At 45.1% G+C, this 22978-nt stretch carries 21 protein-coding genes; 7 read left to right on the forward strand and 14 right to left on the reverse strand.

Going from position 1 to position 22978, the window contains the following annotated elements; genetic code table 11:
* Nucleotides 1-24 precede the first annotated feature (24 nt).
* The gene (locus tag IEV61_RS02765; RefSeq protein WP_188413557.1) at nt 25-1293 is read left to right on the forward strand and encodes a metal-dependent hydrolase family protein; all 1269 of its coding nucleotides are present in this window, start codon (nt 25-27) and stop codon (nt 1291-1293) included.
* Nucleotides 1294-1300: 7 nt separating this feature from the next.
* Here IEV61_RS02765 and IEV61_RS20730 read toward each other — a convergent pair whose 3' ends face one another.
* From IEV61_RS20730 to hemA, 9 genes are all read right to left on the reverse strand, one after another.
* Nucleotides 1301-2158, reverse strand: coding sequence for a CopD family protein (locus IEV61_RS20730; RefSeq protein ID WP_188413559.1), 858 nt, complete (start codon nt 2156-2158; stop codon nt 1301-1303).
* 107 nt (nt 2159-2265) lie between these two features.
* Nucleotides 2266-3291, reverse strand: a complete 1026-nt coding sequence (hemE, locus tag IEV61_RS02775; RefSeq protein ID WP_188413561.1) for a uroporphyrinogen decarboxylase — start codon at nt 3289-3291, stop codon at nt 2266-2268.
* A 33-nt stretch (nt 3292-3324) separates the two neighbouring features.
* Nucleotides 3325-3852: a tetratricopeptide repeat protein gene (locus IEV61_RS02780; RefSeq protein ID WP_188413563.1), complete on the reverse strand. Its 528-nt coding sequence runs from the start codon at nt 3850-3852 to the stop codon at nt 3325-3327.
* A gap of 3 nt (nt 3853-3855) precedes the next feature.
* Nucleotides 3856-4563, reverse strand: a complete 708-nt coding sequence (locus IEV61_RS02785; RefSeq protein ID WP_188413565.1) for a response regulator transcription factor — start codon at nt 4561-4563, stop codon at nt 3856-3858.
* A 21-nt stretch (nt 4564-4584) separates the two neighbouring features.
* Complete coding sequence (locus tag IEV61_RS02790; RefSeq protein ID WP_188413567.1) at nt 4585-5454, reverse strand: sensor histidine kinase; 870 nt, start codon at nt 5452-5454, stop codon at nt 4585-4587.
* 61 nt (nt 5455-5515) lie between these two features.
* A complete protein-coding gene (gene hemL / locus IEV61_RS02795; protein WP_188413569.1) occupies nt 5516-6901 on the reverse strand; it encodes a glutamate-1-semialdehyde 2,1-aminomutase in 1386 nt (461 codons plus the stop codon).
* A 262-nt stretch (nt 6902-7163) separates the two neighbouring features.
* The gene (gene hemB, locus IEV61_RS02800) at nt 7164-8135 is read right to left on the reverse strand and encodes a porphobilinogen synthase (protein ID WP_188413571.1); all 972 of its coding nucleotides are present in this window, start codon (nt 8133-8135) and stop codon (nt 7164-7166) included.
* Nucleotides 8136-8244: 109 nt separating this feature from the next.
* Nucleotides 8245-9819 (reverse strand): hydroxymethylbilane synthase, encoded by a 1575-nt coding sequence (gene hemC / locus IEV61_RS02805; RefSeq protein ID WP_188413574.1) that lies wholly within the window; start codon nt 9817-9819, stop codon nt 8245-8247.
* A gap of 927 nt (nt 9820-10746) precedes the next feature.
* Entirely contained in the window at nt 10747-11973 is a 1227-nt protein-coding gene (gene hemA / locus IEV61_RS02810) for a glutamyl-tRNA reductase (protein ID WP_188413575.1), read from the reverse strand.
* Nucleotides 11974-12244: 271 nt separating this feature from the next.
* Here hemA and IEV61_RS02815 point away from each other — a divergent pair, with 271 nt between their 5' ends.
* The 3 genes from IEV61_RS02815 to IEV61_RS02825 all read left to right on the forward strand — a co-directional run bounded on the left by IEV61_RS02815 (nt 12245) and on the right by IEV61_RS02825 (nt 14669).
* Entirely contained in the window at nt 12245-12637 is a 393-nt protein-coding gene (locus tag IEV61_RS02815; protein ID WP_188413577.1) for a DoxX family protein, read from the forward strand.
* 10 nt (nt 12638-12647) lie between these two features.
* On the forward strand, nt 12648-13478 hold the full coding sequence (locus tag IEV61_RS02820) for an alpha/beta hydrolase family protein (RefSeq protein WP_188413579.1): 831 nt from the start codon (nt 12648-12650) through the stop codon (nt 13476-13478).
* A 192-nt stretch (nt 13479-13670) separates the two neighbouring features.
* Nucleotides 13671-14669, forward strand: coding sequence for an MBL fold metallo-hydrolase (locus IEV61_RS02825; RefSeq protein WP_188413580.1), 999 nt, complete (start codon nt 13671-13673; stop codon nt 14667-14669).
* 101 nt (nt 14670-14770) lie between these two features.
* On the opposite strand, the gene IEV61_RS02830 is transcribed toward IEV61_RS02825, so the two are convergent.
* Complete coding sequence (locus IEV61_RS02830) at nt 14771-16510, reverse strand: thiamine pyrophosphate-dependent enzyme (protein ID WP_188413583.1); 1740 nt, start codon at nt 16508-16510, stop codon at nt 14771-14773.
* Between the two features lie 101 nt (nt 16511-16611).
* On the opposite strand from IEV61_RS02830, the gene IEV61_RS02835 reads away from it, so the two are divergent.
* Together IEV61_RS02835 and IEV61_RS02840 are read left to right on the forward strand one after the other, a co-directional pair.
* Complete coding sequence (locus IEV61_RS02835; protein WP_188413585.1) at nt 16612-17067, forward strand: energy transducer TonB; 456 nt, start codon at nt 16612-16614, stop codon at nt 17065-17067.
* A 62-nt stretch (nt 17068-17129) separates the two neighbouring features.
* Complete coding sequence (locus IEV61_RS02840) at nt 17130-17615, forward strand: energy transducer TonB (RefSeq protein ID WP_229747010.1); 486 nt, start codon at nt 17130-17132, stop codon at nt 17613-17615.
* Here the strand turns inward: IEV61_RS02840 and ispG are convergent.
* The 4 genes from ispG to IEV61_RS02860 all read right to left on the reverse strand — a co-directional run bounded on the left by ispG (nt 17563) and on the right by IEV61_RS02860 (nt 21759).
* A complete protein-coding gene (gene ispG, locus IEV61_RS02845; protein WP_188414420.1) occupies nt 17563-19740 on the reverse strand; it encodes a (E)-4-hydroxy-3-methylbut-2-enyl-diphosphate synthase in 2178 nt (725 codons plus the stop codon). The two genes, IEV61_RS02840 and ispG, sit on opposite strands and share 53 nt — an antisense overlap.
* 78 nt (nt 19741-19818) lie before the next feature.
* Nucleotides 19819-20370, reverse strand: a complete 552-nt coding sequence (locus tag IEV61_RS02850; protein WP_188413589.1) for an AAA family ATPase — start codon at nt 20368-20370, stop codon at nt 19819-19821.
* 44 nt (nt 20371-20414) lie between these two features.
* Nucleotides 20415-21068, reverse strand: coding sequence for an RDD family protein (locus tag IEV61_RS02855; RefSeq protein WP_188413591.1), 654 nt, complete (start codon nt 21066-21068; stop codon nt 20415-20417).
* Nucleotides 21069-21132: 64 nt separating this feature from the next.
* Nucleotides 21133-21759, reverse strand: a complete 627-nt coding sequence (locus IEV61_RS02860; protein WP_188413593.1) for a DUF4159 domain-containing protein — start codon at nt 21757-21759, stop codon at nt 21133-21135.
* A 196-nt stretch (nt 21760-21955) separates the two neighbouring features.
* On the opposite strand from IEV61_RS02860, the gene IEV61_RS02865 reads away from it, so the two are divergent.
* Entirely contained in the window at nt 21956-22942 is a 987-nt protein-coding gene (locus IEV61_RS02865; RefSeq protein ID WP_188413595.1) for an AAA family ATPase, read from the forward strand.
* The last annotated feature ends 36 nt before the right edge of the window (nt 22943-22978 follow it).

The raw sequence follows: 22978 nt of genomic DNA on the forward strand, positions 1-22978 counted from the left end.
GGGTATTTTTTATCTTTATACGTTATGAAAAAAATGCTGTCTGCTCTTGTACTGTTATTGTTGACCCATTTACGCCTTTTTGCACAAACGCCGGATACTTATACGCTTTTTAAACCCGACCGCGTTTTTGACGGCCACGATATGCACACGGGCTGGTGGGTACTGGTGAAAGGCAATCATATTGAAGCCGCTAAACCAGCCGGCGAAATACAGGTGCCTGCAGGCACAAAAGCAATTGACCTTAAAGGCATGACCTTGATGCCCGGCATGATAGAAGGTCACTCACACCTGTTTTTACATCCCTATAATGAAACCACCTGGAATGACCAGGTACTTACCGAGAGTCGTGCCGAACGTACCTCCCGCGCAGTAATACATGCCCGCGAAACCTTGATGGCAGGTTTTACCAGCACCCGCGAGTTAGGCACCGAGGGCGCAGGCTATGACGATGTAGGCTTGAAAGCTGCTATTAATAAGGGAGTGATTGTTGGTCCGCGGATTATGACCGCCACCCGCGCCATTGTAGCCACCGGCAGTTACGGACCCAAAAGCCCCGTAGCTGAGATGGTTTTACCGCAAGGCGCCGAAGAAGCAGATGGTGTAGACGGGTTAACACGTGCTATCCGCTCGCAAATAGGTCATGGCGCCGATGTAATTAAGCTTTATGCCGATTACCGCTGGGGCGCTAACGACCAGGCCGCACCCACTTTTACCGAAGAAGAATTGAAGCTGGCCGTTAAAGTAGCCGGGAGCAGCGGCCGCACGGTTGCCGTACATTCGAGCACTGCCGAAGGTATGCGCAGGGCCACGCTGGCTGGTGTAACCACTATTGAGCATGGCGACAGCGGCACACCCGAAATATTTAAACTCATGAAAGAGCATAACGTAGCACTGTGCCCTACCCTTGCCGCAGGCGAAGCCACCAGTACGTACAAAGGCTGGAAAAAAGGCGTTGACTTGGAGCCAGACCGTATTAAGCAAAAGCATATAAGTTTTACCAACGCCTTAAAAGCCGGCGTTACCATTTGCATGGGAGGCGATGTAGGCGTATTTACCCACGGCGACAATGCCCGCGAAATGCTGCTGATGGTAGAATACGGCATGAAACCCTTAGACGTGCTAAGATCAGCCACCTCGGTAAATGCACAGGTGTTTGGCTTGAATAATTTAGGGAATGTAAAAGATGGTTATTTAGCCGATTTAGTGGCGGTGCAGGGAAACCCCATGGAAGATATAAAAGCGGTGAAAGCAGTGAAGATGGTGATGAAAGACGGGGTGGTGGTGAAAGAATAGCTGTTTACTATTTGAAATAGTGATACCAATTCCCTTTATATTCTCTGTCGACCGTTTCCTGTGATGCAAAACCAATAAAAATACTGTTAAGTACTTCGGGCGGATAATGTAACTCATCAAGCATAGATCTTAATTTCTGCATCAAGGCTAAATCAGCTTGCAATTCATCCCTTGTTTTATCAGTCATAACGCAGATGTGATAGGATAGGTGTTTAGGATCTATATCATAAGCCCCAAACCAGCTAACCCACAACTCCTCCGCAGTATAGTGTTTAACTGCATGTTCTATCTTATCCTTTACTATTAAGATCGTCTTTTTCAAAGCACCTTGAGAAGCTTTAACTCTGTAATTCTTATAGATTTTTACAGCCGACATAATGATCATGGCAAAGGCAATTAAGCCGATCATGCCATATATCCAATCGACCGCACTCTTCAACACTGCCAGGAAAACAATGGCAAACAAAAAGATAGTAGCTACCTCATTCCATAAACGGAGCTGAAACGAAGTCCATTTGAAAATACCTTTTCGCATATCATCCATAATGCCCTGGCATTTTAAATGATAGGCCACCAGGCCGACTACAAAACAAAGTTTGACCACCAGCCAGTTCTCGTGCATTAAGTAAGGCTGAAGAACAACCATGGTAATACCCGCTATCAGCGTCAATATCATGGCCGGCGTGGCTATAATTTGCCACAGGCGGCGCTCTATGCGTTCGTATTCGGCGGTAAGTATACGCTTATCAGGATCGGGTTTGTCCTGTGCTTCGGTATGGTAGATAAATAAACGCACGCCATAAAAAAGCCCTGCCATCCAGCTGACTACAAAAATGATATGTATGGCTTTTATGTAAAAGTACATACCCCCTAACCCCCTAAAGGGGGAACTTTTTGATTAAACATTTCACTAATAATACTTTCATTATACGCCTTGCAATTACTAACTCCCCCTTCAGGGGGTAGGGGGGCTTAATATCTATACTCCTTAATCACCTCTATCGCATACTTCACATTATCAAAAGGAATATCAGGCATAATGCCGTGACCCAGGTTGAAGATGAAGCCAGGCGTATCTTTCATACGTTCAAATAAACGGTGGATGCGTTCTTTAATCACCGGTTTATCGGCATATAAAATATGCGGGTCCAGGTTACCTTGAACGGCTATGTTTTGCGGTAAACGTTGTTTCATATCCAGCAGGTCAACATTCCAGTCAATCGAAATTACATCCGGTTTGGCTTCAGCCATCAACGGTGCAAATACCGAACTGCCTTTACAGAAAGAGATCACCGGAATATCTTTACGATTCAGGTTGCTAATGATCTCGGCTATGTAACGATGTGAGAAATCTTTGTAATCATCCCACGCCAAAGCCTGTGCCCAGCTATCAAATATTTGCACGGCGTTAACACCGGCTTCAATTTGCAGGTTAAGATAAGCAGCCGTTACTTTTGCAATTTTAGCCAATAACTGGTGAGCCATTTCTGGCTCGTTGTGCAGCATAAGCTTTGTTAGCTTAAAATCGCGTGAAGAACCGCCCTCTACCAAATAACTCATTACTGTAAATGGCGCACCTGCAAAACCTATCAGCGGTATTTTACCGTTCAGGCGTTGCTGTATTACTTTTATAGCGTCGGCTACGTATTGTAACCGGTCTAAACAATCAATATTTAAATTATCAATATCGGCTTGTGTGCGTACCGGGTTGGCAAACTTGGGGCCAACGCCCTGGGTAAAGCTTAAATCGCCGCCCATGGCTTCGCCGGTAACCAAAATATCTGAGAACAGGATAGCCGCATCAATATCCAGCAGATCTACCGGTAACATGGTTACATCGGCAGCGATCTCTGGCGTTTTGCACATTTCCAAAAACGAGTACTTGTTTTTGATCTCCCAGTACTGGGGCATAAAACGGCCGGCCTGGCGCATCATCCATACGGGTGGACGCTCTGTTTTTTGTGAAAATGCGGCGTTTAAAAATAAGTTGTTTTCCATATAAATAAGGGCGGCTTCGGCAGCCGGCCTGTGTTAATTTTTGTGTGATTCTAATTCCTGTTCCAGTTTGGTAATTACGGCGCGCATTTTAGCGTTTATCTGGTCACCTTTACTTTCGGCCATACTCAAATAAGTGCGCGCCCTGTCGTAATTACCCTGCCTTATGCTGATGTTCACGATATGCACCAAAGCGGCCACATAATCGTTCACGGTGCGCAGCGGGTATTGCGTGGCGCGTTCGTAGTGTTCATCGGCAGCGGCATAATCTTGCTTGTGCAAGCTAACCCCACCCATCATGAACTCATAAAAACCACGGCGCTTATTACTTAACCACTCGGGCCGTTTAATTTGCAGCAGCAATTCTTCGGCCTTTTGGTAATTCTTAACGTGAAACTGCTTGGCCGCCAGTATAATAGTACCCTCTTTAAAATAGCCCCAAATGAGCATGCCTACAAAAAGCAATGCTACGGCAGCCAGTTCGTAAGTATGCTGGTAAATAAAAAATCCTGCCAGCAAAGTAAAGGCCACTGCAACCAGTAAACGGGCTGTATTGGTAAACATTAATTAGTGCTGCGTATCGGTAAACTTGTAACCTACCCCACGGATAGAGTGAAAATAAACCGGGTTTTTAGGATCGGGTTCAAAATACTTACGGAACGTTAAAATAAAGTTATCGATAGTACGGGTTGATGGGTAAACATCATAATTCCATACCGTTTCCAAGATCTGCTCGCGCGATACGGCCTCGTTACGACGCTCGATCAGCAGCTTCAACAGCATGGTTTCTTTCTTGGTTAACGGCGTAACCGAGCCATCCTCGTTAATCAATTCAAATGAGTTGAAGTGGATAGTTTTCTCACCAATTTTATAGCTGTTAAACTCTTTCAGGTCTTCACCTTTTAAGCCCCGCTTAACCAGGTTATTTACACGAAGAATTAACTCTTCGAGGTTGAAAGGTTTGGTCAGATAATCATCAGCACCTTTTTTGAGGCCCTGAATTTTATCTTCATTGGTATTTTTAGCTGTAAGGAACATGATGGGCACCTCCGAATTTTCTAAACGGATAGTTTCGGCTACTACAAAGCCATCAACTTCGGGCATCATTACATCCAGTATAACGAGGTTAAAGCGTTCTTCTTTAAACTTTTGAAGGGCTTTTTTACCGTTATTGGCCGTAGTCACCTTATAGCCTTCCAGCTCCAGGTTTAACTTGATAGCCTCTAAAAGATGCTCTTCATCCTCGGCTAATAAAATTCTTTTTTTTGCTTGCATATAGGTTGTGTTGAAACAGGTTTAACCCAAAATAACTTCGAAAACACTGCCAGACGGACGGTTATCGCGTACATTAATAATGGCCTCGTGTTTATCCAGTACTTGTTTTACTATGTATAAACCTAAACCCGTGCCTTTTGTGTTACGGGTTTCTTCGCTTCCTACACGGTAAAACCGGTCAAAAATACGGCTTTTTTCTGCATCTGCTATACCAATGCCCTGATCGGCTACTTCAAGATGTACCTTGCCTGCCCTGGTGTAAAGCTTCACATCAACAGTTTCGCACGGACCAGAGTATTTAATGGCGTTTTCGACCAGGTTGGTGACCACTGCGGTAAGCGCAAATTTATCGCCGGTTACTTCTATTTTTGATTCAATTTCGGCGTTGATGAGTTGCTGCGTGAGGTCGCATTTATTGATCTGCAGGCGGTTTACTATGTTGTCCACCAACATCGACAGGTCGAACTGTTGCTTAGGGAAAGTATACGACTGGTTCTCGATCTTGGCAGCCAGCAGCATATTTTCTACCATATCGTTCAGGCGATCCACGTCTAAAAGGCATTTGCCCACAAAGTCAGTCACCTGTTCTTTGCTGAGGTTGCGCTTTTGAATGGTTTCCAAATATAGTTTGATAGAGGCCAGCGGCGATTTCAGCTCATGCGTAACCGAAAGCAAAAAGTTTTTTTTCTGCTCTACCAGTTTACGCTCCTTGTTCAGCGATTTATGGAATAGCATAGCGCCACCCAGTATAATGGCCAAAAACATAAAGCCCTCGCCCAAGATCATGCCTGTACGCAACGGCTGAAGTGAAATGAGCATATACCCCCACCAAACCAACTCCATTAAGGCGTAAGTAATGAGCGCGTAGAATATTACAAATGGTCTTTTCATAAACCCCTCCCAACCCTCCCCAAAGGGGAGGACTTTTGGTTAATCAATTTATAGATAAATATTATTCCCTGAAATCAGCTTGCTCATTTAAAGCCCTCCCTCCCGGGGAGGGTTGGGAGGGGCTGAACACCACATCCAGGCTCTCAAATATAGCTTGTTTTGCGGTATCAAGTATCGCGGTAGTATGGGCAGCCGATACGAAGCCAACTTCGTAGCCTGATGGGCCCATGTAAACACCACGGTTTAATAGTTCCAAATGCAGTTTTTTGAAGTGATCCATGCTTTTGGGGTCGATATCTTCGGCCTTGCGGATAACCGCGTTGGTATCGAACGCGAGCCAGAAGATGGAACCGACACGTGAGATAACCAGCGGATAATTACGCTGGCTGGCATACTCCACAATATCATTCACAAAGTCTTTGGTGCGTTGGTTTTGGTCTTCGTAGAAACCAGGCTTCAGCAATTCAGTCAATTGAGCAATACCCGCAGCCATGGCCACCGGGTTACCCGATAGCGTACCCGCCTGGTAAACCGGACCTTCGGGCGATACACTGCTCATGATTTGAGCCGATGCACCATAGGCGCCTACCGGCAAACCACCACCAATAATTTTACCGTAAGTAATAATGTCAGGCTTAATTTGGTACAAGCCGGCCGCACCGGCAAAACCTACGCGGAAACCGGAAATTACCTCATCAAAAATTAACAAGGTGCCGTTAGCGGTACAAATCTCCCGCAGGTATTGTAAAAACTCGGTGTGTTGCAGTAATAGGCCGTTATTAGCCGGGATAGGCTCCATAATTACGGCGGCTATCTGGTCTTTAAAATCTTCAAAGGCTTTAGCTAAAGCTTCTTTATCGTTCAGCGCAACTACAATGGTTTCATCGGCAAAGGCTTTAGGCACACCTGCAGATGAGGTTTCGCCGAAGGTAACCAAACCCGAACCTGCTTTAACAAGTAAAGCATCTACGTGACCATGGTAGCAACCTTCAAATTTTAAGATCTTATCGCGCTTGGTATAGCCACGTGCTAAACGGATGGCCGACATGACAGCCTCGGTGCCCGAACTGTTGAAGCGTATCTTCTCAATAAAAGGATTATTGCTGATGATCAATTCGGCCAATTCGTTTTCCAGCGCCGTTGGCGCACCGAACGACATGCCGTTTTGCATTACCTCGATCACCTTTTCGCGGATAGCAGGGTGGTTATGGCCTAAAATAAGCGGTCCCCAGCTACAGCAAAAATCAATAAACTGGTTGTCGTCAGCATCCCACAGGTAAGCGCCATCACCTTTTTTGATGAACAACGGCGTACCATAAACTGATTTAAAAGCCCTCACCGGTGAGTTTACCCCACCCGGAAAATAGGTTTTAGCCTTGTTATATAATTCAGTCGATTTTGCACGGCTGATATCGGGTTTGCTGATTTTATCTTTTGATTCGATCATTTTCTTGTTTGTTTATGCCACTGCCTGGTGGCCGCTTGTCAGTCTGAGCCTGTCGAAGACTTAGCACGCGGCAATGCTTCGACAAGCTCAGCATGACAGTTCGTTATTCTAATGTCATTACGAGGAGCAATAGCGATGCGGCAACCCCAAGGATGCAAATCTGAACGCGTGCGATTGCCACGCTACGCTCACAATGACATGTTGTATATCTGTACTCTTGGTATTGTCTGTATTCTTGACGCTGTACTCTATATTCTATCCTCTATAACCACTTATTCAACAACACCTCTTTGGCGTGGTACGTCAAAATAGCCGTAGCGCCTGCCCTGCGGATACTGGTGAGCACCTCGGTAATGGCGCGCTGCTCGTTTAACCAGCCGTTTTGTACAGCAGCTTTGATCATGGCATACTCGCCGCTTACGTTGTAGGCTGCTATGGGCAGTTCGGTATTGTCTTTCAGTAATTTTATAACGTCGAGATACGGCAAGGCCGGTTTTACCATCAGGAAATCGGCGCCTTCTATCTCGTCCAGGTTGGCTTCAATCAGCGCTTCGCGCTGATTGGCCGGGTTCATCTGGTAAGTTTTTTTATCGCCAAATTTAGGGGCCGAGTTAAGGGCATCCCTGAAAGGACCATAAAAAGCACTGGCATATTTGGCGGAATAAGACATAATAGAAACACCGCTATACCCATGCTCATCCAGCGTTTTACGAATGTAACCTACACGGCCATCCATCATATCCGACGGGGCAATAATATCGGCACCGGCACGGGCATGGGCCAAAGCCATTTTGCCTAAAACCTCTAAAGTTTCATCGTTCAAGATCTCGCCGTTATCTACCACGCCATCATGTCCGTCGCTGCTGTACGGATCCATGGCCACGTCGGTAATTAAACAGGCTTCAGGAAACTCTTTCTTTACTTCGCGAATGGCACGCAGGTACAAGCTTTCCTCGCGGTAGCTTTCGGTAGCCATTTTATCTTTTAAAGATTCGTCGATGTTGGGGAACAAATCGAACGATTTTAATCCCAAATTCATGCAGCTTTCTACCTCGCGCAGTAAATTATCTACCGAGTAACGAAAAATGCCGGGCATTGAAGAAACTTCTGTCTTTTGATTTTCGCCCTCAATAATAAATAATGGAAAAATCAAATTTGCCGCACTCACATGTGTTTCCTGCACCATTTGCCGAATCACTTCACTCTTTCTATTTCTTCTTGGTCGTTGTAGCATAAAGCCCCTCCTAAATCCTCCCCGGGAGGGAGGACTTTTGTAAAAATCTATTCTATTAAACCCCTATGTTACTTAAAGCCCTCCCTCCCGGGGAGGGTTTGGGAGGAGCCTATAGTCCAAACACCGCCTCGGCCAGTCCAACTTCGTCGGGTGAGAAAGGCAGGGTATGGTTAATATTAAGATCGTTTAGGGTTTTACCAGTGGATTTGCCAATGGCAATTACCTGCTGGTTATTATCCAATAAATTATCTTTAAAATAAGCCTCGGCGTTAGACGGGCTGGTAAATACCAAAATATCGGCAATGGTGCCCGATGCACTTTCTTCGCGCATGGTGGCATAAACCGGCAGATCGATGATCTTGGTTTCGGCCGACAGTGCTTTGTGAATGCTCCTCATCGGGCTTTCGGCACCGGGGAACAACACGGTTAAGCCATTGGCTATTTTAGCAAATTCCTGCGCTACCTCGGCAGTGTCAACACTTTCGCCTACGTAATCGGCAAAGTGGCCGTTGCGGCGCAGCATATCTTCGCTGCCGCTGCCCATTACACCAAATTTTACAGGTTTAGCAAACTGAGGCTTTAGCTGGAAAAAATATTCTACTGCGTTCTTGCTGGTAAAAAACACCCAGTCAACATTTTGCAGAATATGTGGATTTAAAATGGTCATGACGGGCACCGTGCGTATTAATGAACGGGCTTCTACCTCTATATCATGCTTTTCGAGCACACGCCTAAAATAGCTTGAGGCCGGCAACTCGCGCGATATAAATACCTTATTGGCTATCTTCCGGCTTTTATCAAACTTGGCTAAAATCTTGTCTATCAATCCCTCTGTTGTAGGCGAGGTAATAAACATACGGTCGGGCAAATCATCTTCCGTATCGGCCTTAGAGGTAAACACCTGGTATACACCCTCATGCTTACGGCAATAACAGCCTAACGGCATGTGGCAGCCGCCGCCAAATTGCTTTAACACGGTACGCTCAATGGCCAATGCTTCGGCCACCTCGGGGTGATGAAGCTGCTGTAAAATGGCATGCAGCGCGGTATCTTTTTCGCGTATTTGTATAGCCAAAGCACCTTGCGCAGGTGCAGGCACAAATTCGGTAGGAGTTAGTTCTTCTACATGAAACTCGCTCAGGTCTATACCCAAACGCACCACACCAGCCTTGGCCAGCATAATGGCATCATATTTTTCGCTACGCAGTTTACCTATGCGGGTAGGCACGTTACCACGAAGGTCGTCCATTTCCAGATCGGGCCTCAAGGCACGCAGTTGTGCTTTGCGACGGTTAGAGGAAGTACCCACGGTACCGGCAAACTTAACCGACAGCTTTTGGTGAACATCTACACAGTCTTTCAGGATGATCAATAATTCAGACGGATCTTCACGCTCCGATACAGCTGCAATAGTTAACCCGGGCGGATGCTCAGTAGGCAGATCTTTGTGCGAATGTACTGCTACATCAATAGTGCCTGCTATTAGTTCTTCTTCCAGCTCCTTGGTAAAAAAGCCTTTGCCTTCCAGTTTATCCAAACTGAGGTTCAGGATACGATCGCCCTGTGTTTTAATGATTTTCAATGTGGCGGTTACACCAATAGCGGCCAAACTATCTTTTACAAAGTTGGCTTGCCATAAAGCCAATTCACTGCCGCGGGTGCCTATAATAACTGTTCTGTCCAAGGGTATTTAAGATTTGCAGCACAAATTTAACTTTTACACAGGTTGTTAAGGAATTTTTATGAGAATGTGAGGATTAATTGACGGTTAATGGTTTAAGGCAGTTTAAAGAGGGCTGTAACCTCAGCTTTTAATTAGTTATGTCATTCGAACGATAGTAAGAAATACTGTTCGAGCGGTAAGCTGGTGTTGATACAATCAGTTAATGCGCATTGAACTTTAGTTAGTGCTAAGACCTTCTTTCGTCTCGCTCGTTGCCGCGAGTGGCTACTACTTTTTGTCTTGATACAAAAAGTAACAAAAAAATCAAGCCACCGCAATCCCTGCCACTACACAAGGCCCACTCCCGGCCGGGTGCGCTGGCAGAGGCCCACGCTTCTTTTGAACAGTAGCCTATTGTATGCAAAGTCATTTGCTTTTTTTTAATTCCCTCCCTCGGGAGGGCAGGGAGGGGTTTAATAAAGCGGTTCATCAACCATGCGTGTCAAACCCCTCCCTGCCACCACACAATGCAACCACACCCCTCCCCAAGGAGGGAATTGTAATAAACGTTATTATTCCATCCTTGGGGTGGGTTAAGGAGGGATTGTCAGCTTCGGCAGAAAGCGGGGCAAAAAACAGTGGCCTTGGGTGGTGGACAACGGTCTTGTAGATTTGCATGTAGCGGTGGCCTAAGTGTGGGCAAAGCCAAAGGGCAAAAATAAACAGCCTTGAATTTTTGCTTTGTGGCTAAGACAAAAGAAGTAGCCTCTCGCGGCAATGAGCGAGACGAGGTAAGTTCATTAGCAAAAACTAAGTTCAAAACACATTAGCTAACTGCTCGAACAGGATTTCTCACTATCGTTCGAAATCACTTAGACTAATGCTATATAGTCCTAAACCAAAAAAAGACACCCTAAAGTGTCTTTCAAATATCTTATAAGAGCAAGTCTAATTATTATTGATCATGATCTCTTTAGCCATTACCATAGGTACGCTAATGTACTTCTTCTCCATATAATTAATTACCTTTTCGAGTACGAGGCGAGATTGTTCGTCTAAAGATTGCACTTCATCGGCAAATACCGTATGAAGGGCTGCGTGCTTAATCTCCTTTATTTTTTCAGGCACCTGGCGCATAGCCACCTCTACGCGGCGTTGCTTTAACAGGGGTAAAAACTCGTCTATGTTTTGCTCGATAATTCTTTCGGCGTGTACCAGTTCCTGGTAACGTTCTTGCAGGTTCTTTTTGGCTACTTCGTTTAATGAATTTACTTCGATGTAGTTTACCGAGAATTGCTCCAGTACTTCGGCAGCAGTATCGTTAGGTACGGCTAAATCAACAATGGTTTTGCGGCTGGTATCGCCTTGCAATAATGATGCGTAAATTTCTGTAGTGATCACGGGCAATGTAGCCGATGTACAAGTGATGATCACATCGAAACCTTTATTGTAAGTTTTCAATGCTTCCAGGTCGTAAGCCTCACCGTTTAAGTCGGCTGCCAGCTTTTCGGCATTGGCCAAAGTGCGGTTAAACACGGCGAAGTTCGAAAACTTATGTTTTTGCAGGTATTTGGAAATATTGCGGTTAGTTTCGCCTGCACCAATAATAAGTACGCGGGCGTTAGAACATTGCTTCAGATCCTTAAGCTTGCGGTAAGCTAAGGATACCACCGATATAGGGTGACGCGAGATATTGGTATGCGTGTAAACCTCTTTAGCGGTTTTAACCACGGTGTTCATCACCATGCGCAGGTAATCGCCTGTTAAACCGGCAGCGCGACAGCTTTCATAAGCTTTACGTAATTGGGCTAAAATTTCTTTTTCGCCAACTACCAAACTTTCTAAGGAACACGAGGTTCTTAGCAAATGATTTAATGCTTCCTGATCTTCATAAATAGAGGCACCTTCAATAAAGGTGTTCAGGTGCATGGGACAAAGATCAATATGAAGGGCCTGGATAAATTTCTGTGTAAAATCTTTATCTACCGGCTCAGCGGAAGCCATTACAAACTCTACCCGGTTACAGGTAGCCAGGTAAAATATCTCAGGGATTTGAAACTGTGCTTTTACCTGCTGCAGTTTATCAGCCAAATTTTCCTGACATATCACCAACTTCCCGAGATCCTTCAGTTCAATCTGTTTATGCGTAAAAGCTATAACTTTTAAATACTTCAAAGCCCTCTATAATTTTAGCAATTCCTATCCCACAAAAGTACTATGTAAATTGAGGTTGCTATGTCAAGGCTTTGTCAAACACAGCAATTTAGAATGAGTATAAATAAATACATAATCACCTCTTAAATGGCTGAAATGGAGTTTATCAAATACGCTTAGTCAACCTTAATCAAATGATTTATATTTAAACAGTTCTTAAGCCCGTTCATTCTGCTTAACAGCCCTTCAAAATAATTAATTAACAAAAACATTTTCTACGCTTAATGTACCTATGTCGAATTTAAAGAAGATCAGCCTTGTTATTTTAATTATAGCCTATATAGCTGCCGGGATAAATCATTTTATACATCCGGATGGCTATATTAAGATCATCCCCGATTACCTGCCCTATCACCATGCATTAAATTATATAGCCGGTGCCTGCGAAATTATTTTTGGAGTAATGCTCATTTTTCCGGCAAGCAGAAACGCAGGTATCGTATTACTTATTTTGATGCTGGCGGCCTTTTTGCCTGTTCATATTACCATGTTACAACAAGCTCCTTTACAATTGGGTAATTTGTACGTAACGCCTTTGATAGCCTGGATCAGATTAGTTTTCCAACCAGTGTTAATGCTGTGGCTGGCCTGGCATTGGCAAACAAAACGGGTAAGCCACGCTTAATAACATAACCATGATTACCACCGAACAATATACCCTACCCGGCTATAAAGGCCGCAATATGCTGGCCGATCTTACTTATGATGATGCACAGCCCGGCGCACCGCTCATCATTTTTGTACATGGCTTTAAGGGCTTTAAAGACTGGGGCTCGCATCACCTCATAGCCCGTTACTTTGCTGCGAATGGCTATCGCTTTTTGAAATTTAATTTTTCGCACAATGGCAGCACGCCCGAACAGCCTCATGAACTAACCGACATGATTGCCTTTAGTGAAAATACTTTTTCTACCGAGTTAGATGATCTGCAACTGGTGATAGACTGGGCATGCAGCGGCTCGGTGATGAGGGCAGCCACGCAAGTGATACTCATTGGCCATAGCATGGGCGGCGGCATCAGCATTATTAAGGCTGCCGAAGATAAACGCGTAAACAAGCTGATCACCATGGCATCGGTAGCATCTTTCCGCAACCTTTGGCCTAAGGAAATTGAAAAGCAATGGAAGCTGGCCGGGGTACTATATTTCCCCAACAAACGTACCGGGCAGGAAATGCCGGTTAAAGCCAGCCTATTAACAGACCTGGAACGCAACGCCGGCCGGTTAAACGTGCTGGCGCAGGCGGCCCATGTGCAACAACCTTGGCTGCTTGTGCATGGCACGGCCGATAGTGTTGTGAACATTAGCCAGGCGCATGAGCTAAAGGCCATGCAGCCCAATGCCCAATTACTTTTGCTGCCTAACACCGATCATGTGTTTGGCTCGGCACACCCCTGGACCGAGGCCAAGCTACCGCCGGCATTACAAGAACTGTGTGATGAAGCGCTCCAGTTTTTGAACGGTTAATTTTAATATTTTCCGGCGACTCAACAGACAAGTTAGATCTATTTCACCTGTTTTTTACCTCAAAAGACTTCATGAATTTAAATGAAGATTTTTGAGGTTTTTTGAAGAAATAACGAAATTTTGTAAACTTTTGATCGGTTACCGTCACATAGGCTTTTCAAGCGTATATTGGCTCAATATTCAACACTAAACATGCAATTAAAAGGCTCCACCAAAATAGGCAATAAGTACCAAAACCCCATTCCAACAGACGAAGCCGGCTTCGACAAGATGCTGCCGATTATGTGGGAATACATGACCAACAAGGCCGAAAGCACACCGCTTAAACCGTTGGGTCCTTTTAATACCGATGCCACTATTTATCAAACCCCACCTCAAAGCGGTTTGCGCATTACCTGGATGGGGCATTCGGGCTTGTTAATTGAAATTGATGGCAAGCGTTTTCTGACCGATCCGGTTTGGAGCAAGCGCTGTTCGTTCACTCAATATTTTGGACCAAAACGGTTTTTTCCGGCTCCCTTGCCTTTAAATGAGTTGCCCCAACTGGATGGCATCATTATTTCACACGACCATTACGACCATTTTGATGAGGCTACCATTCGTACCCTGGCACCTGAAAATATACCTTTTTATACTTCGCTGGGTGTAGGGCAATACCTTAAAAAATGGGGCGTCAGGGCAGATCTCATTCATGAGATGGATTGGGGAGATACTGTTACAATAGGTGGTGACCTAACCATTACCACCGCTCCTACCCGCCACTTTTCGGGCCGTGGAATCACCCATCGCAATGAAACCTTATGGAGTGCCTTTGTAATTAAAGGGCACACGCATAATATCTTTTTCGGTGCCGATTCGGGCTGGTTCAATGGCTTTGCCGATATTGGAGAGGCTTATGGCCCTTTTGATTTAACCATGCTGGAAATTGGTGCTTACGGCAAAAACTGGCCCGATATCCACATGGGTCCGCTAAGCGCCGTTAACGCCCATTTAGCACTTAAAGGCAAACAAATGATGCCCATACACTGGGGTACATTTAACCTGGCTTTGCATGCCTGGCACGAACCCGTTGATATTTTACTGGAATTAGCTGCTAAAGAAAACCTAACGCTTTTTGCGCCCGAGCCTGGGATGCCTACGGAAGTGACGGGCGAGAGTTACAATTCGGAGTGGTGGGAGAAGTATAGATAACAGCCCCACCCAACCCTCCCCGGGAGGGAGGGCTTTAAGACGAATTGCTACTAAATTTTTTATAATGTTCCCTCCCTCCCGGGGAGGGTTAGGGAGGGGCTTTAAATTACATCCTTTATATGCTTGTAATTTGATTTTATCGTATCCCAAACCTCACCCATCTGACCGTTAAGCATAAGTTTGCTCATGGCTACGGTCATGCCTTTTACCTGTTCAAATTCTATTTTAGGTGGCATGGCGAGGGCGTTAGGGTCAGTCATTACGTTTAAAAGCACCGGTCCATTAAACATTAGCGCTTCGCGCAGGGCTTGTTCTACCATTTCGGGGTCGCTAATAGTGACACCTTTAATGCCCATGGCTTGCGCCACCATGGCAAAATCGGGGTTGTGCATTTCGGTTTGCCAATCGGGCAGGCCGGCTACTTCCATTTCCAACTTCACCATACCTAACGAGCGGTTATTGAACACTACAATCTTGATAGGCAGCTTATATTGGGCTATAGTTGCTAAATCACCTAACAACATAGAGATCCCACCATCGCCAGCCAAGGCAATTACCTGCCTATCGGGACAAGCCAGTGCGGCACCAATAGCATGCGGCATAGCGTTGGCCATAGAGCCATGGTTGAATGACCCTAACATGCTCCGTTTACCGGTAGCCCTGATATAACGCGCGCCCCAAACACAGCACATACCGGTGTCAACCGTAAAAATGGCATCATGGGTGGCCAGTTTATCCAGCGTGGCGGCTACAAACTCAGGGTGGATCTGGTTTTTGGTACCATGATCGTCTACATAAGTTTGCAGGTTATCTTTCACTTTATCGTACAGTTCCAACTGCTTCTTTAAAAAGCTATCGTCAGTTTTTTGCGGGATGAGTGGTAGTAAAGCTTGCAGGGTATCTTCTATGGTTCCGCATAAACCCATATCTACCTTGGCACGCCGGCCAATGCGTTCGGGCTTGGTATCCACCTGAATGATCTTACAATCTTGCGGGATGAATTGCGTATATGGGAAATCGGTACCGAGCAAAACGATCAGGTCCGACTCATGCATACTGTGGTAGGCAGAAGGTAAGCCAAGTAAACCGGTCATGCCAATTTCGTTAGGGTTATCATACTGAATGCTCATTTTTCCGCGGAAAGAATAACCTACAGTAGCATGAAGGCGTTGGGCCAGTTCCACAACTTCATCATGTGCGTTGGAACAGCCTATTCCACAAAATATGGTGATCTTTTCGCTCTCGTTGAGCAAGGCCGCCATGTTTTGCAGGTCGCGGTCGGCAGGACGGATTATTGGGGTGGGCGCATAATTAATTACTGAAGTTGTAATTTCCTCGGCATCCAGTTTAGTTACATCACCCGGCAAACCAATTACAGCAACACCTTTTTTGCTCAATGCACTTTGAATACCGGCCTGCAGCATTTTTGGCAACTGGGCAGCGGTGGTGGCAATTTGATTGTAATGACTGCAATCGTCAAACAGTTTAATGGTATTGGTTTCCTGGAAGTATTCTGAACCAAACTCTATAGTAGCACAGGTAGATGCAATGGCAATAACTGGGGCACCCGCGCGATGGGCATCATATAAACCGTTAATTAAATGTACATGGCCGGGGCCGCTGCTACCCGCACAACAAGCCAACCCCATCAGTTCTGCTTCGGCAGCTGCGGCGTAGGCACCGGCTTCCTCGTGACGCACATGTACCCATTGTATTTTGCCATCGGTGCGGCGCACGGCATCGTTTACCTCGTTTAAACTATCGCCGGTAACGGCATATATTCTTTTAACACCGGCAGCTATCAGCATATCTACCAGTTGTTCTGCTACGTTTTTAGCCATGTTGCTCTTTGTTTTATTTGATAACCTTACAGACAGATGCCTGTTTTTATTTATTACAGAAAGCGCTATCTTTATTACAAATGAGTGAGGAAATTTAAGAAATGAAAAAACATCAATTATCCCTGGCATTTAGCTTTATTACAGCAACCATTTGTTTTAGCCTTATCAGCAGTATTGTTAAAGCGCAGGTTATTAGAATTGACGAGCCCATTACAAAGCCTGTTGACAAAAAGTTAAGCAAAAAAGAAGCTGATACAGCTGTCTTTACTTCTGTTGAAGAATTACCTGAGTTTCCGGGTGGATATCAGAAGTTGTTACCTTTTATAAATAAAAACCTGAATAAATCTAAAACAGAAAAAACCGGAAGGATTATCATCACTTTTGTTGTAGAAAAAGATGGCAGCTTAAGCGATTTAAGGGCTATTGGCCGCATTTTTGACCAAGAGGCGGCCAACGAAGCCATTAGGGTGTTAAAATTATCGCCTAAATGGAATCCCGGAAAGCAAAATGGCAAGCCTGTAAGAGTGCAGTATACTGTTCCTATTGTTTTTAGTTAAGCCTAAGCCGGTAACAAGTAATGCCATACTTTAGTGAGATAGATTGGTCGAAGTCACTAATTATGGCAATAATCGTTCTTAGCGTGAATTGCCTGAGCTGTAAGCGTGTGCCAAATCAAAGTAATCCCGACAATGCTGCAACTAATCAACTTGTCAGGATAGACGAACCTGTTTGTACACCCTCAAGAAACAAGATCATCAAGGGAAACGTACATATTTCGGTTGATATACTTCCGGAATATCCAGGAGGATATGAAAAGTTTCTCAAGTATGTAAATGCTAACCTTATGTATCCAGCCGGAACTAAAGAAGTTGTTGACCGCGTTATCATAACTTTTGTAGTAAACCAAGATGGTAGCCTTTCGGACATAGAAGTTGCCGGACACCGGCAAAATTCTTTATTTGAAAACGAAGCTTTACGCGTTGTGAAAAAATCACCAAAATGGGTATCCGGTAAAATTAAAGGCAAAGCAGTGAGAACACACTATACCGTACCTATCCTATTTCAGAAGCCGCAGGCTCTACCCAATTACCATCGCCCTGTATAATCCCAATCAGTTCATTAAGTGCGTTTACGGCATTCACGTTCTTTTTCACTACTTCTTTACCGCGATACAAAGTAATTTTTCCGGGACCTGAGCCTACATAACCGTAATCGGCATCGGCCATTTCGCCTGGACCATTTACGATGCAACCCATAATGCCAATTTTCAGCCCTTTTAAATGACTGGTACGGCTACGGATCATCTGCGTAGTTTCCTGCAAATCGAACAGCGTACGACCGCAGCTTGGGCAGCTAATGTACTCTGTTTTAGAGATACGCGAGCGCGTAGCTTGTAAAACACCAAAGGCAGTAGAAGTAATTACTGCTGGCGGCATATGCGGAGCATCTATCCATACCCCATCGCCAAAACCATCCACAAGCAACGCGCCCATATCTGTAGCGGCATAAAGCTGGAGTTGGGTGGCCGGAGGTGTGTGTTCGGTAGCCGGTATTAAAATTTCTGAATTGTTGGCACTCACTATAGATGGTGAACTTTCGCTTACCTTAATTGTACTTCCCTCAATACCTGGAGCATCTTCACTCCTCTTCACACCTGTAGCTTCTACTCCTCCAAAATCGTAACTGCGTTTTATAATTACGGGTGTGGTGATATTCGCCTTATTAAGTTCAAAGAAGAAGGTGCGCTGCTCGGCCATGCCATGTAAAGCGCTGGTTTCTAAAACAAATACTAAGCCTTTATCGTCATGAGCTAATTTGATGAATTGGACAGCATCAAAGTCAGCCAATGTTACGTTCACTAAGTTTAAGGGCGATGTACGGTCCTCAGCAGCTAAATATTCGGCCAGGTTAAATACCGGATGGCAATTCTTTTTGTTAGCTAAAGTTGACCACGTAGCATAATTATACAACTGCTTTAAGTTACCCGGAAAGGTAAACGATGGCAGGTTGCTACCCAGGTATACAAAATCTACCGACTGATCGGCCATGTTATATTTATCTAAGATGGGCGAATATAGGTAACCGGCATCGTTCAAAATAGATGGATCTTTAAGATTACGGTTGCTCAAATCCAACACCACCCGCGGCACCATGTGCCCACCTATAAAAGCGTTGGCTTCGTCGGTTAGGCGTTTTTGGTATTCGTAGGGAGAATGTTGAGGTGCGGAGTTCGAGGTGCGGGGTGCGGAGGCCTCTTCGCTCCTAAAACTTGTAGCTTCCTCAATCTTAATACCGGCAGCTTCCCCGCTCCTCTTAGTACCTCGCTCCGAATACCTGTTCACCAATGCAATAGCCACCGGTGCTTCGGCTTCGGGTTCTTCGGTTAAAGATACACGGACGGTATCGCCCAGGCCGTCTTCGAGCAAAGTACCAATACCCACGGCCGATTTAATACGACCGTCTTCTCCATCGCCGGCTTCGGTTACGCCCAGGTGCAGCGGGTAGTTCATGCCTTCGGCTACCATGGTTTGTACCAGTAAGCGGTAGGCCTGCACCATTACCTGCGGGTTGCTGCTCTTCATGCTGATGCATAAATTATCATAGTTCAGCGCCTCACACATGCGAATGAATTCCATGGCCGACTCTACCATACCCTGCGGGGTATCGCCGTAACGGCTCATAATACGGTCGCTCAACGAACCGTGATTGGTACCTATACGCATGGCGGTACCATATTCTTTACAAATATTTACCAGCGGGGTAAACTTAGAAAAAATGCGGTCCAATTCGCCCTGGTATTCAAGGTCGGTATAGTCTATTTCGTCAAATTTCTTTTTATCAGCATAGTTACCGGGGTTAACGCGCACTTTTTCTACAATGCGGGCCGCTACTTCGGCCGCGTTAGGGGTAAAGTGAATATCGGCCACCAGGGGTACTGTGTAACCACGGGCACGCAACTGCTTTTTTATCTCGGCTAAATTGTTGGCTTCTTTAATGCTGGGCGCGGTAATACGCACATACTCGCAGCCTGCATTCACCATGCGGATGGTTTGCTCTACCGTACCCAGGGTATCCATGGTATCGGTAGTGGTCATGCTTTGAATGCGGATGGGATTATGGCCGCCCATAGGCACATCGCCAATGGTGACTTCGCGGGTTACAAAACGCGAGTACTCGGTTAACGAATTACAATAACTTCCGGGCAGGGCCTTAATGGCTTCAGCATTCATCATATGGAGTAGCATGACTTATTTACAAAAGCAAAGTTAAGGATTATTAACCTAAGCTTGTTTCAAGGTAATGTTAATTTATAAGGGGTTTAAACCGCCGGATAATTGAGTTACGATAAGTTCAATGCGTTGCTCTACTGTAGTATCGCCCCTGATCTGGAGTACAGGGCATTTAATTTTATTCAGCCAATCTACATGTACCTGCCGGGTACGGCCGCTTATGGCGTTGGTGTCATAGGCAACAGCCCAGTCTATAAATTTCTGATAAGCTTTGGCTCTCTCCGCATCATTATAAATCACTTCTCCATAGCGTTCAAATTCACGGTCTTTTAATCTTTGCAACCTTATTTCGGGAGGGAGATAAAGAAACACCACGAGGTCGAAAGCAGAAAGCCATTCATCACCCCAACTTACCAGCGATCCGCCGATGATATAATCATTATGTGGTTCAACTGCGTTTTTAAGCATAGTAATACGCTCATCCCTGTCACGCTTTACGGTAAACGGAGGATTAGTTTGCTCCCAAAAGTAATAGTCGCTATCGAAATATGGAAAATGGAGCCGCGCTGCTAATGCCTTACCTAGCGTGGTAGAACCGGCGCAAGATGCACCCATGATGAGTATCTTCATAAGGTGTTGCCCAAATAGTTTATTTCCGCTACGGTTTACGTTACTTAATAGGTACCATTATCTTCCTCTTCTGCTATAAGACCTGCATCCTTACTCACTACGTACGTTTTAGCCAAAGCATCGTGAAAAGATTGCCTGTACTTGCTAAAGATAACGCTGATGAAACCTAAAAAGAATATATTGAATGATAGCACTTTGCACACGCTCCTGATAATTGCTTTTCCAAATGAGATCGGCTTTCCTTCGGCATCTACCACAATTAACTTAAACAGGTATTGGCCAAGCGTACCTTTTAAAGGAGATAGGTAAAACAGGAAATGGTAAAGAAAGAATACAGCACTGAAAACAACTTGTAATACTTCCCGCTGCCGCATATTATCAATATCTAAATTGGCCATGCGGAAAGGCAGGTACTGGTCAAAGTTATAGCAGCCCACTACAACTATGATTACCATAAGTAGATAATCGATAATAAAAGCCAGTAAACGCTGCCAAAATGTGGCTAAATTAGCTTCGGTTGGAAAGTAATAGCCTTCGTATTGAAAATATTCTGCAAAATCGAGAATATTACTGGCCTTTTCCCACTGGCTAAAGTTGGTGCGTACCAAATCATCAGGTTCGAGGCGACCATCGGTCAACTCTTCAAAAGTGAACGGACCTTTTTCTACTTCACCGTCTTTTACAAAAAACTCATCCATGTATATTATACTGACCTAAGCAGCGGGGCAAAAGTAGCTGTTTTAAATTGAATAACGCTGCCCGCTACGAACTCATGGCATACACCACAATATTTACGCCGAATTTGGTATTATCTTCGGCCAAAAAGCGTTTGTTTCTAAAATCGTAATCCCATTCGCAGCCGTAATCTTTGTTGCTATATAAAACAGCAATGCGCCCATTAATGGTAATGGCTTTCAGGTAATCGTGCACCAGGTCGTCGCCCCAGCCATTGAGTTCGAAGGCGGTATTGGGTGGCCCTTTTTCAAAAGTGAAAAAGGAACGGTATAGTTCATGATTGTTAGGGATCTTCTTCAACGCCTGCGGCCCGAAGAGCATAGCCATTTGTGCTTCGAAACTTTTGGCAAACAAGCCATCGATATCGTGGTTGCAGTCGTCTACAAATACAAACCCACCGTTTTGCACATATTTCTTGAAATTGGCCCGTTCCTGCGTATCAAATTGTACCAGTTTGTGGCCGCTCATATAACTAAATGGCGAGTTAAATATATCAGGACTGCTTAAAGCCACTACTTTCTCCTTTGTATCGATAGGAATAGTTGTATATTCCAGCAAAGAATTTAAAATATTGGATGGCATACGCTGATCGGTGTCCCAATCGCCCGAGTGGTAGCTAAAACGTGTAAATGTAAACTTAGAATTTAAAGACATTCGGGTTAAAAAATTAAAAGTAGTATAAAATTTATTGAGGATGACAGAATTTAACCGCCGTCTTTGTAATTTTTTAAATACTTAATTCAATTTTTTGCAAAATGTTACGGCATTTAAATCAAATCACAATATCTTGTGATGCGAAACAGCCCTCCCAAACCCTCCCCGGGAGGGAGGGCTTTAAAAGGGCTTAACTTTGGAACTAACAGAAACTGATGTAAAAACGCTGCTGGCTAAGTTGCCGCAGTTGAAAACCGAAATACAAAAGGTTATTGTAGGGCAGGAACATATTTTAGACGAACTGCTGGTAGCATTTTTGGCGGGCGGCCATTGTTTGCTGGAAGGTGTGCCCGGTTTGGCCAAAACCCTGCTGGTGAAAACCATGTCGCAGGCGCTGCACCTGTCGTTCCGCCGTATACAGTTTACGCCCGATTTAATGCCTACCGACATTGTAGGTACCGAAATTTTGGAGGAGGATCACGTAACGGGTAAACGTTTTTTCAAATTCAACAAAGGCCCCTTGTTTGCCAACATTATTTTGGCCGATGAAATTAACCGTACCCCCCCTAAAACGCAATCGGCGCTGTTAGAAGCCATGCAGGAATTTGAGGTAACCTATGGCGGACAAACCTACCCGCTTGATAAGCCGTTTTTCATCCTGGCTACCCAAAACCCAATTGAACAGGCAGGTACCTACCCCCTGCCCGAGGCACAATTAGATCGTTTTTTATTATTAGTACAAATAGGCTACCCAACCGCCGAGGAAGAATTTGCTATCTTAAATCGCACTACCGGCACAAGCAAAGCCACCATTAACCCGGTCATTAGTGCCGAGGAAATACAACAAGCGCAGGCCCTGGTGCGCCAGGTTACCATTAGCGAAGATCTGGTACGTTATGTAAGCGAACTCATCCGCGCCACACGGCCCGATACCACCACCTTGAGTTACGTTAAAGAATGGGTACGCTGGGGCGCCGGTCCGCGGGCGGGGCAAGCTTTGATATTAACCGCAAAAGCAAGAGCATTACTCAAAGGCCGCTACGCGGTGTTGATGGAAGATATACACGCCATGGCCACCCCGGTATTGCGCCACCGCGTACTCATGAACTTTAAAGCAGAAGCCGAAGGCATTACTGCCGATAAAGCGACAGCAGAATTAATTAAATTGATACCGAGGAAGTAGTTGCGCGGTATGGAGTTGCGAGGAGCGAAGAGAATC

The sequence above is a fragment of the Mucilaginibacter galii genome (assembly GCF_014635825.1).
Taxonomy (GTDB): domain Bacteria; phylum Bacteroidota; class Bacteroidia; order Sphingobacteriales; family Sphingobacteriaceae; genus Mucilaginibacter; species Mucilaginibacter galii.

What these genes read in the sequence shown, in the direction of transcription:
- ispG (WP_188414420.1), bottom strand. Translation starts at nt 19,740, where the DNA reads ATGAATGCTGAAGCCATTAAGGCCCTGCCCGGAAGTTATTGTAATTCG.
- IEV61_RS20730 (WP_188413559.1), bottom strand. Translation starts at nt 2,158, where the DNA reads ATGTACTTTTACATAAAAGCCATACATATCATTTTTGTAGTCAGCTGG.
- IEV61_RS02785 (WP_188413565.1), bottom strand. Translation starts at nt 4,563, where the DNA reads ATGCAAGCAAAAAAAAGAATTTTATTAGCCGAGGATGAAGAGCATCTT.
- hemE (WP_188413561.1), bottom strand. Translation starts at nt 3,291, where the DNA reads ATGGAAAACAACTTATTTTTAAACGCCGCATTTTCACAAAAAACAGAG.
- IEV61_RS02820 (WP_188413579.1), top strand. Translation starts at nt 12,648, where the DNA reads ATGATTACCACCGAACAATATACCCTACCCGGCTATAAAGGCCGCAAT.
- hemB (WP_188413571.1), bottom strand. Translation starts at nt 8,135, where the DNA reads ATGCTACAACGACCAAGAAGAAATAGAAAGAGTGAAGTGATTCGGCAA.
- IEV61_RS02855 (WP_188413591.1), bottom strand. Translation starts at nt 21,068, where the DNA reads ATGGATGAGTTTTTTGTAAAAGACGGTGAAGTAGAAAAAGGTCCGTTC.
- IEV61_RS02765 (WP_188413557.1), top strand. Translation starts at nt 25, where the DNA reads ATGAAAAAAATGCTGTCTGCTCTTGTACTGTTATTGTTGACCCATTTA.
- IEV61_RS02830 (WP_188413583.1), bottom strand. Translation starts at nt 16,510, where the DNA reads ATGGCTAAAAACGTAGCAGAACAACTGGTAGATATGCTGATAGCTGCC.
- hemL (WP_188413569.1), bottom strand. Translation starts at nt 6,901, where the DNA reads ATGATCGAATCAAAAGATAAAATCAGCAAACCCGATATCAGCCGTGCA.
- IEV61_RS02840 (WP_229747010.1), top strand. Translation starts at nt 17,130, where the DNA reads ATGGCAATAATCGTTCTTAGCGTGAATTGCCTGAGCTGTAAGCGTGTG.
- IEV61_RS02815 (WP_188413577.1), top strand. Translation starts at nt 12,245, where the DNA reads ATGTCGAATTTAAAGAAGATCAGCCTTGTTATTTTAATTATAGCCTAT.
- IEV61_RS02825 (WP_188413580.1), top strand. Translation starts at nt 13,671, where the DNA reads ATGCAATTAAAAGGCTCCACCAAAATAGGCAATAAGTACCAAAACCCC.
- IEV61_RS02780 (WP_188413563.1), bottom strand. Translation starts at nt 3,852, where the DNA reads ATGTTTACCAATACAGCCCGTTTACTGGTTGCAGTGGCCTTTACTTTG.
- IEV61_RS02850 (WP_188413589.1), bottom strand. Translation starts at nt 20,370, where the DNA reads ATGAAGATACTCATCATGGGTGCATCTTGCGCCGGTTCTACCACGCTA.
- IEV61_RS02860 (WP_188413593.1), bottom strand. Translation starts at nt 21,759, where the DNA reads ATGTCTTTAAATTCTAAGTTTACATTTACACGTTTTAGCTACCACTCG.
- IEV61_RS02790 (WP_188413567.1), bottom strand. Translation starts at nt 5,454, where the DNA reads ATGAAAAGACCATTTGTAATATTCTACGCGCTCATTACTTACGCCTTA.
- IEV61_RS02835 (WP_188413585.1), top strand. Translation starts at nt 16,612, where the DNA reads ATGAAAAAACATCAATTATCCCTGGCATTTAGCTTTATTACAGCAACC.